Genomic DNA, 12,991 nt, shown 5'->3' with positions numbered 1-12,991 from the left:
AAAAAACATCAAACAACTGAATAATACATGAAGGTCAATGCTAAAGTGCCACCCAAGGCTGAAGTTTCTTCATTCTATGGTATCGTGCCGGGAAGCGTACAGCTGATCGTGCCGAAAGGCAGCGAGAAGGCTTATAGCAAAGCTACAGGATGGAGCCGATTCTATACAGCACCTGCATATGCTAAGGAAGTGAGCAATCCGAAACAGTGCATTGCCCCTGTGCCACAGGAAATCAATGTGCAGATGCGTGCCAAGGCATTGCCTGTGCATACGGCATGGCATATCGTTCTCGATGGAATATTGACGGTAGAAACCAATGGTAGAGACAGACCGTCTGTATGGCAGCGGCATCCATCTCTGCCTCTATCCATGATATGAATTAAACCCAAGTTGGTCACCATGCCGATTTGGGCTTGATTCATTCCTCTGTTTTTAGTATAATGTGTATTCCCTTTGAGTGTCATGCGTTTCCCTTTCCTGTATAAAGTGTATTCCATACCAATATCATGCACAAATGAAAAGAAAAACGGATATTCCTTTTGCAGTTCGCATCTTTTTTACTAATTTTGCAGCCGAAATGCGCCTGTGGCGGAATTGGTAGACGCGCTAGACTTAGGATCTAGTGTTTCCGACGTGCAGGTTCGAGTCCTGTCAGGCGCACCCAGAGAAATCCTAACTGCTTAGAAATGAGCAGTTAGGATTTTTGCTTTTATAAAATTGCCAACATTTTGGCAACATAATTCGTCGCTAATTTGTTGTGGTTGGCAAAGTTTATGTTGTTTTCATCCGTATTTCTCATAATTTCATTGCATTTCACTTGACATCGCCCATTTTATGAGTCACAAAATGACAAACTATAGTCAGATAGATTAGCTCATAGATTCTATAAATTGATGTATATATCATCTATATAATACAAAAATCACTATCTAACATAATAATTCAACACCTTTATTCGTTATTCTAACAGGAAATCATTACTTTTGTACAATCTAACAATTAAAGACTGATATGAGCAAAGATATAAACAGACTAAAGGTTGTCCTGGCTGAAAAGAAACGAACCAACAAATGGCTTGCCGAACAATTGGGCAAAGACCCTGCCACTGTTTCAAAATGGTGTACCAACACCATACAGCCGAATGTCGAGACATTGGTGGAGATTGCCAAATATTTGAATGTTGAGATACAAGACTTGTTTTGGCCAATTGAGAATATTGCCATTAACGATTTGTCTGAAGAATAAAAAGAAATCTTATGAAAAAAGAAGAAATACAAGCATTGTTCTCTCAATTTGAACAAGTATCATGTGTTACAAATGGCATAGAATGTTGGAGCGCAAGAGAATTATGTTCTCTATTGGGATATACCCAATGGCGTAATTTCTTGAAAGTCATTGATAAAGCAAAGGAATCGTGCAAAAATGCAGGTCATGATATAAAAGACCATTTTGCTGACGTCAGCAAAATGGTTGTACTTGGTTCAGGTGCTGAGCGTCAGATAGATGACATTATGCTAACACGCTATGCTTGCTACCTTGTCGCCCAAAATGGCGATCCTCGCAAGCCACAGATAGCATTTGCGCAAACTTACTTTGCTGTGCAAACTCGTCGCCCAGCATTACGGCAGCCCATTGTCGGTCGCTCATAGATCCAGTTCCAGAGTCGGTAAGCAGGTCGATATACACCTGTTCGGCTTTGAGTTGAAACACGTTGTAGTGCGCCTCCTTAATCCATTGTTCACGTTCTTCGCGAGTACTTCTGCGGATAGGCTCCACCATTTTGATTTTCCAAGATTCAGCAAAAGGTAATTCCATAGTCTTTGTATTTTTAGTTAAATAGGTTAAAATGATACCCCTTGAAGGGATACAATCTGTTTTCAGCGCCAAATTTAATAAATAGTTTTCATCCGCGTCCTATCTATTGACAACTTTTTTGCGTTTAATTTGTTTTTTTAACAAGTGACTATTACTTAACTCGTTCAAGATAGACCACAACTTGGAAATAAAAGGAAAACTCGGTTTCCTTTTGTATTTCGCTCGGTTTGTACTACCTTTGCATAAAAATAAAGACGAATGGCAAAGGAAGACTCTTGGCTTGATAGCGCACATCTGGCGCGGATGGATAGTACGGATGACAATGTGGAGTGGCATCCGTTGAAACCTTTTCTGCCGAAACGGGGAGAAATATTATTCTTGGGCAGCTTTCCTCCGCAACGTAAAAGGTGGTGTATGGACTTCTATTATCCCAACTTCATCAACGACCATTGGCGCATAGAGGGGGAGGTGTTCTATGGTGACAAACAGCATTTTGTGGATCAAAAGCGCAAGACATTCCGATTGGATGATATTGTCAGCCATTGCGAGAAGTATGGCATCGGTTTCTTTGATACCGCAACAGCTGTGAGACGCTTGAAGGATAATGCCAGCGATAAGTATCTTGAAGTGGTGGAGCAGACTGACGTTGCGGCACTTGTGGCACAGATGCCGATGCTGAAAGCTATTGTGGTGACGGGCGAGAAAGCTGCTGAGACCATATGCCAGCGTATGGGTATAGCCCATGTGCCGAAGGTCAATAGCCATATCATGCTCCCTCTGCAGGTGGAACTATATAGGCTGCCATCTTCTTCGCGTGCCTATCCTTTGGCTTTTGAGAAGAAGGCAGCAGCCTATAAAATGATGTTTCAACGCTATCTGTCGAAGCCTCTGCTATAATACGATGTGGTAATCTACTGATTGATTTGTGTTGAAATCCGGTGTTCACTCTCGATATCGTGTTGTAGCTTGAAAGCATCGGAATCTACAGGACGGAGGGTGAAATCGGGCGTGTTATAGGAATAAAGCAACAGTCGATAATATTCTTTTGGATGACGTTGGGGAAGCATGAAAGGTTTGGTGGCTCTTCCTTGGCGGTCGATGGAGGATAGGTAGATACGCGTATAGAGTCCGTCGTCGCGCCGTGAGGTGAAGAGAAACCATTTGCTGTTCTTTGTCCAGGCATGAAGACTCTCGGTGCGCTTGCTGTTAGCAGCCGTGAGCGGATAGGTCTGCATGGTCTTCAGATTAAGTATCCAGAGGTCGCTTTCGGGATGCCATACGGAGAAGTAGCCATAGTCAATCTGAGTATATAGGAGATAGCGGCCGTCATAGGAAGGACGAGGCCATGTGACACTTTTGCCCATTGTCCTAGCGTTGATGAGTGTATCTACTTGCGTTCCGAAACGTCCCGACATACTGTCGAAAGCCACGCGACAGAGGCTGTAACGTTCTTTATGGTAGTCGGCAGGATAGTTTTGTCGACGCGCTGTGATAAAATATAACCATTTGCCATCAGGAGAAAACACAGGCGTGTTCTCTGCCCATTCCTTTCTCATTAGCAGTGTGTCGCGAAGGATAGAATGTCTCTGAGTGTCATAGACAAAGATGTCCGATTCGGAATCATAGACCTCGATGCGCTTGCTTTTAGCTGCAGCATGAAACATCTGTAAGGTTTTGTTGGTGGAGAAGGCACAGAAACGCCCTTTCGGATGCCAATAGGGATAGACCATCGAACCACCCAACAGTTCGTTTTTTGCCTTCAAAAGTTCAATCTTCCCATTTCTCCTAATGACTGTAGCTCCATGTTCTCCACGTACATGAAAGACATATTGGTCTGGATTGGTTTGGTTGGGTGTATGACAGTTGACGCATTGGTTGGGGATGGCTGTGTTGACGATAAGAGGCGTCTCTTCAAAATTGGAAAGGTCGCGCTGGTAGATTCCCATCTTGCTGTACATGGCATAGCTAGGTGGGATGAGGCGGTAGGTTATTCCCCATTCATCGAGCGGCTGGTTGCTGACGTGGATACGGAAATCACGATAACGGGTCCACCTACCGTCACGTTCGGCACATACTTCCACGTAGAGGTCTGCACCCTTATTCTGTGTGAGCAACTGATGCCATTCTTTGATGTTGAAGTCGGCATCCTTGCCATTGGCATGCAGTTTGCCACCATGGGCACCTCTTACCACTACGTCAACAGTGGTTACCTGCGGATCGGCTATGGCAAAGTTGAGGGGAGCGATACCGACAGGGATGGTGACGTCAATATAGTCGGGATAGATCTTAGGCAGACGATTGCTCTCCTGCACATCGTGAGGTGTGGAGGAGCACGCTAAGACGAGCAATAGGAAGGCTGATAGAAGATATTTGTTCATTTGCGGTATGCTTGGAAGTTAGAAGAATGCATCTGGAGTGGCATTATAGATCAGTTGCAGTTCATGATAGAACACATGATTCCGGATGCGTTGTGGATGTTCCACCAGACGGCGCATCTTATTTGCCCAGGAACGATACATGAGTGTATGTTCAAGTATAGTGATGTATTTTAGCGCCACTTCATATTGCCCAGTAATCAGGTTAGTCTCTACCAGTCGATACAGTGAACGGGCACTCTTGTTGCAGTTGGGAATGCCCTCCATGGCTTCAAAGGCATTGCGTTGTGACATGGTGATGAATCCCACACGAAGATATACCTCGCTAATCATTTGCATGGCCGGGATGGAGTTCTGGGATCGGAAAGAGGGAGCAAGGCCCTGAAGAAGTTCTTGCCGTTCAATCATCCCTTCATGATAAAGGGCATATTTCGCCACAGCCAGAATGGCAGGATTGTCGGATGGGTGGGTATTATAGCGGTTGGCTATCGTTGCCCAGCGGTGACGTCTGGACAACATGTCGTAAATCATTTCCTCCTCGTCGCCCATCAACTCAGGAGCCCAATGGTAGTCGATGCCTTGGACGAGCATGCGGAGCGGATAAGCCACGACGCGACTGCTCGCCACTACGGAACCTGCCAACAACAGCAAAGTGCCAAGCACTACCGTAACGATGTGAAATCGCTGTGCTCTATGCAGGAAGCGTAGATGGTAGAGAGGTAACAGAACGATGGCTGGTCCTAACAGCCAGTAGCCCGCAGGGACGAGGACAATAGTCAGCCACATACTACTGCGAGGGTTGTCGGGTAGTATTGCCATTAGGGTTATGGTCAGCAACAATGCTACGGGAACTGTCATCGGTATGGTGGGCACCGTAGTAATATACCACAAGACAAGCGGAGGCAGGAGCGTAAGCCAAGACCAGCGTATTTTGTCGGTTATAACCGAACTCATAAGACGGGCAGAAATGATCTTGGTCATGACAGCCATCAAGGCGTAGCAACCAGCGCCGATGGCAGGATTGAGAAACAACTGCACGATGCACTCGCCAAGATACTGTGCAAATCCACCCGGCACGGCAAGGCGTTCGCTCAGATAGTCTTCTGTCCAAAGAAAAAGCTGCATGCTTTCGCGGAAAAATAAGAGATGAGGAGCTATCCACATCCAATAACAGAACACTGCCACTGCCAATAAAGCATTCTGCAGAGTTGGAAGAAGTTGCAAGTGCTTTTCTTTTATGTGCATCTTCGTTCTTTATTTAGCGTATAATCGATACGAGATGAAAATCTATAAAATGACCCGCCATCAATGAAAAACCGACCACAATGTCACATCATTATTGAGTGACGGAGTGGTCGGGATGGTTTCGGGATGCCTTCGGGTTATTTTACGTTGCCCACCTTGATAAGGTATTCGGCAATCTGTACTGCATTGAGGGCGGCACCTTTGCGAATCTGGTCGCCGGTGAGCCACAAGGTGTTGCCATTATCATCGGCAAGATCCTTGCGGATGCGTCCTACATAGATATCGTCTTTGCCTGCACTCTCCAAAGGCATGGGATATACGTAGTTTTGGGCATCGTCCTTAACGGTTACGCCGGGAGCAGCTTCAAGTGCTGTGCGAATCTGTTCGACGGTAAGCGGACTCTCGGTTTCAAACCATACGCTCTCAGAGTGAGAACGAAGAGATGATACACGTACACAGGTGGCACTTGTGCGTACATCCGAGTGCATGATTTTACGAGTTTCGTTGAACATCTTCATTTCCTCCTTGGTATAGTCGTTGGGTGTCATCTTGTCAATCTGTGGAATGACGTTGTATGCCAACTGGTGGGGGAACTTACTGATGTGATCGGTCTTTCCTGTCTCGATGAGGTCTTTGTACTGCTGTTGCAGTTCTGCCATAGCAGCAGCTCCAGCACCAGATGCACTCTGGTATGAAGCGATGTGAATCTTCTTGATATGGCTCAGATCGTCGATGGGCTTGAGCACAACAACCATCATGATAGTGGTGCAGTTGGGGTTGGCAATAATGCCACGTGGACGGTTGAGGGCATCCTCGGCATTCACTTCGGGAACTACCAAGGGCACATCGTCGCACATACGGAATGCACTCGAGTTGTCGATCATCACGGCACCATACTTGGTGATGGTTTCGGCAAACTCCTCAGAGGTGCCGCCGCCTGCCGATGTAAAGGCGATGTCGATATCTTTGAAATCGTCGTTATGCTGAAGCAATTTGACGGTCAGTTCTTTTCCACGAAATGTGTAAGTGGTACCTGCACTGCGCTTTGAGCCGAACAACACCAACTCGTCCATAGGGAAGTTGCGCTGGTCGAGTATTCGAAGAAATTCCTGTCCTACGGCGCCACTGGCGCCAACGATTGCTACTTTCATAATTTATCTTTTTCTTTGGTTATGTTGAATATCCGGGTGCAAAGGTACGATTATGTGAGCAGAATGCAAAGAAAAAGTGGTTTTTTCTTTTGTTTTTGTTGGTTAAAACCCTGTTTGTGGTTACATTCTTGTACTTTTTGTCATGTAAAAGCTTGAATCTATTTGAATTGGAAACGGTTTTTCGCTCGCTTATTCGTACCTTTAATCCTATGGATTTTAGGTACTCCCGCTCGGAAAAGCTCAAATATATTTGGTTTTTCGCTCGCTTATTCGTACCTTTAATCCTACGGATTTTAGGTACTCTCGCTCGGAAAAGCTCAAATATATTTGGTTTTTCGCTCGCTTATTCGTACCTTTAATCTTTCAGATTTTAGGTACTCCCGCTCGGAAAAGCTCAAATATATTTGGTTTTTCGCTCGCTTATTCGTACCTTTGAACCCTTGTAAAGACAAATATGCAGATGCTGTTATCATATTTCCCCATTACTGATCCCACGCTGATATTCTGCGTGGTGCTGCTCATCATCCTGTTTGCCCCTATCATTATGAGCAAACTGCGCATTCCACACATCATCGGTATGGTGTTGGCGGGAATGATTGTGGGTAAATACGGATTCAATATCCTACAACGCGACGATTCGTTTGAACTGTTTGGCAAGGTCGGATTGCTCTATATTATGTTTCTCGCAGGCCTTGAGATGGACATGGAGAGTGTGAAACGCAATAGCAACCGATTCTTGATATTCGGACTGCTGACCTGTTTCGTCCCTCTATCACTTACGTGGATTATGGCAGAGCATATTTTAGGGTACTCCTCGCAAGCCTCTTTCCTGCTGGGATGTATCATGGCATCGAACACACTAATAGCCTATCCTATAATCGGACGCTACGGACTGCAACGTGAGTCGAGTGTCATGCTGTCTGTCGGTTCGTCGATGATCTCACTCTTTCTGGCACTCCTTATGTTGGCAGCCTTGGCAGCTTCCTATGGAGAAGATGTGGGGGTAGGGTTCTGGCTGTTGTTTCTTACTAAGTTTGTGTGCTATTGTGGTGTCAGCGTATGGCTTATTCCAAAACTGACCCGCTTCTTCCTGCGTCGCTATAGTGATGCCGTCATGCAGTTCATCTTTGTATTGGCTATATTGTTTCTAAGTGCTGCGGCTTCAGAAGCCGTAGGAGTGGAAGGTATTGTTGGCGCATTTTTCTCAGGACTGATACTTAACCGATATATTCCCCACGTATCGCCTCTGATGAACCGCATAGAGTTTATCGGTAATGCATTGTTTATTCCCTATTTCCTGATTGGAGTGGGTATGCTTATCGATGTGAGCAGTCTGTTTGAAGGACCACACATGCTGTTTATCGTGACGATGATAGCATTCTTCGGAACCTTCGGTAAGGCAGTGGCAGCCTATCTGTCGAGTCTGCTGTTCCGCTTGCCACAGGTTGCAGGCCGTATGATGTTTGGTCTGACCAGCGCCCATGCGGCTGGTGCCATCGCCATGGTATTGGTTGGCATGCGTTTGGAGATAAGTCCTGGTGTGTATTTGGTCAACAACGAGATACTCAACGGCGTAGTTATCATGATACTCGTCACTTGTCTGATCAGTACGATGACCACCGAACAGGCAGCCCGACAAATCGTGTTGTGCGATAAGTCACATCTGCCTGTGACCAATCAGCAGCGCGATGATGAGCGCATCTTCCTTTGTGTGAAGTATCCAGAGATTGCACCGCAACTTCTCGAACTTGCGGTGATGATGCGCAACCAGAAGTTGAATCGTGAATTGGTGGCGCTCAATGTAGTGTATGATGACCAAAAAGCAGCCATCAATAGGGAACACGGATTGCAATTGTTAGAGAAACTGGAACAACGTGCCAGCGGTTATGATGTGAAGATGCAGACCCAAGTGCGCCTTGCCACCAATATTGCCAATGGCATCAAACATGCCTTCCGTGAGTTTGCAGCCTCAGAAATTATCATGGGTATGCACGTTCATACCGATAACAATCCCAAATTCTGGGGCGATTTCATACAGAGCTTGTATAATGGACTGAGCCGGCAGATTGTGCTCACACGATTCATAGAACCCCTCAATACGCTGCGTCGCATAGAAGTGGTCGTCCCGTCGCGAGCAGAATTTGAACCCGGATTCCATCGCTGGCTCGAACGCTTGTGCCGAATGGCAGGAAATCTTGATTGCCGTATAGAGTTTCATGGACGTCAAGAGTCGTTGGCACTCATCAGAGAATACATCACCAACTGGCATCCCAGTGTGCGCAGCGAATATACCTACATGGCACATTGGAACGAACTGCCCCGATTGGCAGAGACCATACGCAGCGACCACATGTTTGTAGTGGTTACTGCCCGTAAAGGAACCATCTCTTATAAATCTGCACTTGAACGCCTGCCCAATGAGCTTATGCAACATTTTTCGGGCAAGAATCTAATGATAATCTTCCCCGATCAGTATGGTGACATCAAGGAGGAGAATATGACCTTTACTGAGGCCCAGCACCATGAGGAAAGCAGTATCTATGACGCTATCCTGCGCTGGATCAACAAACAACGAACAAAGAAATTTCTGAAGAAATGATAGCTATCAACAACATCACCAAGAGTTTTGGCAAACTGCAAGTGCTCAAAGGCATAGACCTCACCATAGGAAAAGGTGAGGTGGTCAGTATTGTAGGACCAAGCGGAGCCGGCAAGACAACCTTGTTGCAGATTATAGGAACGCTCGACCGGCCCAATACTGGTTCGGTACATATAGACGGAATCGACGTGACGAGTTTGTCTAACAAAAAACTGGCAGACTTCCGCAACCGTCATATCGGTTTCGTGTTTCAGTTTCATCAACTGTTGCCCGAATTTACGGCGCTGGAAAATATCATGATACCAGCCTATATCGCAGGCACATCAAGTAGCGAAGCCAAACAGCGAGCTTCTGAACTTCTACAGTTTATGGGACTGGCAGACAGAGCCAACCACAAGCCTAACGAACTTAGTGGCGGCGAGAAACAACGTGTGGCGGTGGCACGTGCATTGATCAACAATCCTACGGTCATACTGGCAGATGAACCCAGTGGATCGCTCGATTCGAAAAACAAGGCAGAACTGCATCAGCTGTTTTTCGATTTGCGCGACAAGTACGGACAGACCTTTGTCATTGTTACCCACGACGAACAACTTGCCACGCTTACCGACCGTACCATACATCTGCGCGACGGAGAGTTGGAACAGCCCGAAACTGTTGAACCGTCGGAGCAACCAGTGGAAGGTGAAGACGCTGTAGCAGATCAACACAGCGCAGCAGAACAAACAATAGAGCAACCACAAAACGAAGAAATAAATGAAGATTAAACTCGGTGACTATAATACGCTGACGATTGTCAAGACCGTTGATTTCGGCCTGTATCTTGATGGAGGTGATGAAGGTGAGATACTTCTCCCTGCACGCTATGTGCCTAAAGATGCCAAGATAGGAGACCAACTCGAAGTGTTTATCTATCTCGATCAGGACGAACGCCCAGTAGCTACAACCCAGAAACCGATAGCCAAGGTAGGCGATTTCGCATGGCTTGAAGTGGCATGGGTCAACGAATATGGTGCTTTCCTCAACTGGGGATTGATGAAAGATTTGTTTTGCCCATTCCGCGAGCAGAAGATGCGCATGCAGAAAGGACAATATTATCTGGTCTATATCACCATCGATGAAGAGAGCTACCGACTGATGGCTACAGCCAAGGTTGACAAGTATCTTTTCCCGACCAATGATGAAATCAAACAGACTCCCTATCATGTCTATAAACATGGTGACGAGGTGGAAGTGCTGGTGTGGCAAAAGACAGATCTTGGTTTCAAGGTCATTGTAGATAACAAGTATCAGGGTCTTATCTACGAGGGACAGATTTTCCAACCCCTTCATTCGGGCGATCGCCTCAAAGCGTATATCGACCATGTGCGCCAAGACAATAAGATTGATCTGACGTTGCAACCTACTGGACGACGCCAGACCGACGAGTTCTCCGACGTGCTTCTCCATTATCTACAGGAGAATGGCGGACATTGTGATTTGGGCGATAAGAGTCCTTCGGAACTCATCCAAGATCGATTCAAAGTGAGCAAGAAGGTGTATAAGAAAGCCATCGGCGACTTGTATCGCCGCCGGCTGATTACTATTGCCGATGATGGTATCACGCTGGTTTGACGTCATCACACATATCCAACGGCAATAACGCAACATCATCAATAGAAACAAAGGTAGGCAGCACCCATGTGCTGCCTACACCTTATTAATAGATATGCCTCATTAGAGAATGCGACCTACGAAGCGGACGTTGAGTGAAGGATAAACAGAAATCTTACTGATAACCTTCAATACCTCGCCAGCATCGCTATTGGTTGTAGTCTTCTCCAGTTTGTTGTCGCGCAGATAAACTTCAGGTGTGCCCCAAAACTGTACACCGAGGTCGAAATTGCAAGTGAAGCGATGCTTCATCGGTACGGGACGTCCAAAGCCTAAACCCACATAGGGGCGAAACTTGCTCACCTTCAGCGTGGCATCTACATTACCATTCTGATCGGGAGTCAGGAAGAAATCGCCCAAATCCAAACCAATCATGTTTTCGTGGGTATTGGGGTTTGCTATTCCCTCGTTGATCAATATCTGGTTGGCCTGATTGATGACTTTCAGCGCACCATCTTCTTTGTTGTAGAGGCTGACAACCTTGTCTTTACCGAAATAAGCACCGGCAGTCAAGTGGAAACTGCTCTGTTTGAAGGGGAAGAAATCAAACAGGACGTGGGCATTGCCACCTATCATGTCGGTCTTGCCCTCTACCTTCACATCTTTAGGGATAGTAAAGCCGCTGATATAATGTTCGTACTGCTGATCTACATTTACATCAATATCCAAATCGGTCTTCACCTTAATGTTAGGGAAGATATCAACACCAGCGCGTACGGCTACATAGGGGGTGACGGGCGCAGCAAGGTCGATAGTGATACCGGTGGTACCCACTCCCGCACCAATACTAAGGTGGTTGAAAATTCCAAGATCATCGACATCCTGTGCCGAAACATGGGTAAGGCCCAACAGAGCCATGGCAACTAATAGAAGAGTCTTTTTCATTTTTTATAGGTTAATAATGTCTTTACTTTGCAAAAATAGTAAAAAAGTTTGTGATATACAACATATCTTCGGAAAATATGTGTAACTTTATCGACACAAATACATCAAACATTATGGAACTGAAAGAAATCTATACGGCAGACAATAGCCGTTACGCCGATGCAGAGGCACTCTATCAGCGCTGTGGACGCAGTGGAGTGATGCTTCCAAAAGTCAGTTTAGGATTCTGGCATAATTTCGGAGGCAACGACTCTTATGAGCGCAGTCGTGCCATCACTCACTACGCTTTCGACCATGGTATCACCCATTTCGATCTTGCCAACAACTATGGACCGCCATACGGTTCGGCAGAAGAAACTATGGGCAGACTCATGGACGATGATTTCAAGCGCTACCGCGATGAACTGTTCATATCGACCAAAGCTGGTTACGATATGTGGCCTGGACCTTATGGAGAGTGGGGCTCGCGTAAGTATCTTATGGCGAGTATCGACCAGAGCCTCAAGCGCATGCACATAGACTATGTCGATTTGTTTTATAGCCATCGCTTTGATCCCAACACCCCGATAGAGGAAACACTACAAGCCATGGTGGATATTGTGCGCCAAGGCAAAGCACTCTATTTGGGTATCAGCCGTTGGCCACTGGATGCATTGAAGAAAGCAGTGGACTATCTGAAAGCACACGACACACCATTGTTGATATTCCAAGACAAACTCAACATGTTGGATCGCACACCGCAGGAGAATGGCACGCTCGACTATTGTGCAGCAGAGGGTATCGGTTTCATATCGTTCTCACCGTTGGCGCAAGGATTGCTTACCGACCGTTATCTCAACGGAGTGCCAGCCGATAGTCGCATGGCTCAAGAGCGTTTCTTGAAACATTCGGTATTAACGCCAGAACTCCTGGCACAGTTGCAACAACTCAATCAAGAGGCTGCTGATCGTGGAGAAACATTGGCAGAAATGGCATTGGCATGGATTCTCCAACAGCATGGCGTGACAAGTGTATTGGTTGGTGCAAGTAGTGTTAAGCAGTTGGCTACCAATATGAAATGTGTGCATGCAGCAGGTTGATCCTCCTATTACAGGTTACCTGCAAACTGTGACAATATTGCACAGCATGACTGTGCACACCTAAATTTTAGTTTTTAGAAAATTTCGACCACTCGACCACCACTATAGTGTAAGACGTTATTGCACAATACTTTAAGTGGTGGTCGATTGCCTTTGTTTCGACCACCCATCGACCACCGACCAACGTTT

Annotated in this window: 11 protein-coding genes, 1 tRNA gene and 2 pseudogenes; 9 read left to right on the top strand and 5 right to left on the bottom strand. The window is 46.1% G+C overall.

Going from position 1 to position 12,991, the window contains the following annotated elements:
• The first annotated feature begins 27 nt into the window (after window positions 1-27).
• The 4 genes and pseudogenes from CIK89_RS10935 to CIK89_RS10920 all read left to right on the top strand — a co-directional run.
• On the top strand, window positions 28-378 hold the full coding sequence (locus CIK89_RS10935) for a hypothetical protein (protein WP_094391402.1): 351 nt from the start codon (window positions 28-30) through the stop codon (window positions 376-378).
• A 201-nt stretch (window positions 379-579) separates the two neighbouring features.
• Window positions 580-660, top strand: a tRNA-Leu gene (locus tag CIK89_RS10930).
• A gap of 351 nt (window positions 661-1,011) precedes the next feature.
• Window positions 1,012-1,245 (top strand): helix-turn-helix transcriptional regulator, encoded by a 234-nt coding sequence (locus CIK89_RS10925; protein WP_094391401.1) that lies wholly within the window; start codon window positions 1,012-1,014, stop codon window positions 1,243-1,245.
• An 11-nt stretch (window positions 1,246-1,256) separates the two neighbouring features.
• A pseudogene (locus CIK89_RS10920) lies at window positions 1,257-1,622 on the top strand (BRO family protein); the annotation flags it as partial.
• Here CIK89_RS10920 and CIK89_RS13725 read toward each other — a convergent pair.
• Window positions 1,585-1,815, bottom strand: a pseudogene (locus CIK89_RS13725) (tyrosine phenol-lyase); the annotation flags it as partial. The pseudogenes CIK89_RS10920 and CIK89_RS13725 overlap by 38 nt on opposite strands.
• A gap of 303 nt (window positions 1,816-2,118) precedes the next feature.
• On the opposite strand from CIK89_RS13725, the gene CIK89_RS10910 reads away from it, so the two are divergent.
• Window positions 2,119-2,712: a uracil-DNA glycosylase family protein gene (locus CIK89_RS10910; RefSeq protein WP_094391416.1), complete on the top strand. Its 594-nt coding sequence runs from the start codon at window positions 2,119-2,121 to the stop codon at window positions 2,710-2,712.
• A gap of 14 nt (window positions 2,713-2,726) precedes the next feature.
• On the opposite strand, the gene CIK89_RS10905 is transcribed toward CIK89_RS10910, so the two are convergent.
• The 3 genes from CIK89_RS10905 to CIK89_RS10895 all read right to left on the bottom strand — a co-directional run bounded on the left by CIK89_RS10905 (window position 2,727) and on the right by CIK89_RS10895 (window position 6,586).
• A complete protein-coding gene (locus CIK89_RS10905; RefSeq protein ID WP_094391399.1) occupies window positions 2,727-4,193 on the bottom strand; it encodes a PD40 domain-containing protein in 1,467 nt (488 codons plus the stop codon).
• Window positions 4,194-4,211: 18 nt separating this feature from the next.
• Complete coding sequence (locus CIK89_RS10900) at window positions 4,212-5,435, bottom strand: DUF6057 family protein (RefSeq protein ID WP_144007407.1); 1,224 nt, start codon at window positions 5,433-5,435, stop codon at window positions 4,212-4,214.
• Between the two features lie 137 nt (window positions 5,436-5,572).
• Window positions 5,573-6,586, bottom strand: coding sequence for an aspartate-semialdehyde dehydrogenase (locus CIK89_RS10895; protein WP_094391397.1), 1,014 nt, complete (start codon window positions 6,584-6,586; stop codon window positions 5,573-5,575).
• A gap of 454 nt (window positions 6,587-7,040) precedes the next feature.
• On the opposite strand from CIK89_RS10895, the gene CIK89_RS10890 reads away from it, so the two are divergent.
• The 3 genes from CIK89_RS10890 to CIK89_RS10880 are packed head-to-tail and all read left to right on the top strand — an operon-like array spanning window position 7,041 to window position 10,799.
• A complete protein-coding gene (locus CIK89_RS10890; RefSeq protein ID WP_094391396.1) occupies window positions 7,041-9,185 on the top strand; it encodes a cation:proton antiporter in 2,145 nt (714 codons plus the stop codon).
• On the top strand, window positions 9,182-9,952 hold the full coding sequence (locus CIK89_RS10885) for an ABC transporter ATP-binding protein (RefSeq protein WP_094391395.1): 771 nt from the start codon (window positions 9,182-9,184) through the stop codon (window positions 9,950-9,952). The genes CIK89_RS10890 and CIK89_RS10885 overlap by 4 nt, the downstream gene beginning before the upstream one ends.
• Entirely contained in the window at window positions 9,942-10,799 is an 858-nt protein-coding gene (locus CIK89_RS10880) for a S1 RNA-binding domain-containing protein (protein WP_094391394.1), read from the top strand. Before CIK89_RS10885 ends, CIK89_RS10880 begins: the two co-directional genes overlap by 11 nt.
• A gap of 102 nt (window positions 10,800-10,901) precedes the next feature.
• Here the strand turns inward: CIK89_RS10880 and CIK89_RS10875 are convergent, their stop codons facing one another.
• Window positions 10,902-11,723 (bottom strand): hypothetical protein, encoded by an 822-nt coding sequence (locus CIK89_RS10875; RefSeq protein WP_094391393.1) that lies wholly within the window; start codon window positions 11,721-11,723, stop codon window positions 10,902-10,904.
• A 113-nt stretch (window positions 11,724-11,836) separates the two neighbouring features.
• Here CIK89_RS10875 and CIK89_RS10870 point away from each other — a divergent pair, with 113 nt between their 5' ends.
• A complete protein-coding gene (locus tag CIK89_RS10870) occupies window positions 11,837-12,802 on the top strand; it encodes an aldo/keto reductase (protein WP_094391415.1) in 966 nt (321 codons plus the stop codon).
• Window positions 12,803-12,991: the final 189 nt, after the last annotated feature.

This window comes from Prevotella sp. P4-119 (genome assembly GCF_002251345.1).
Lineage (GTDB): Bacteria > Bacteroidota > Bacteroidia > Bacteroidales > Bacteroidaceae > Prevotella.
The sequence above is the reverse complement of the archived record's forward strand: the minus strand, read 5'-3'. Positions and strand labels throughout refer to the sequence as shown.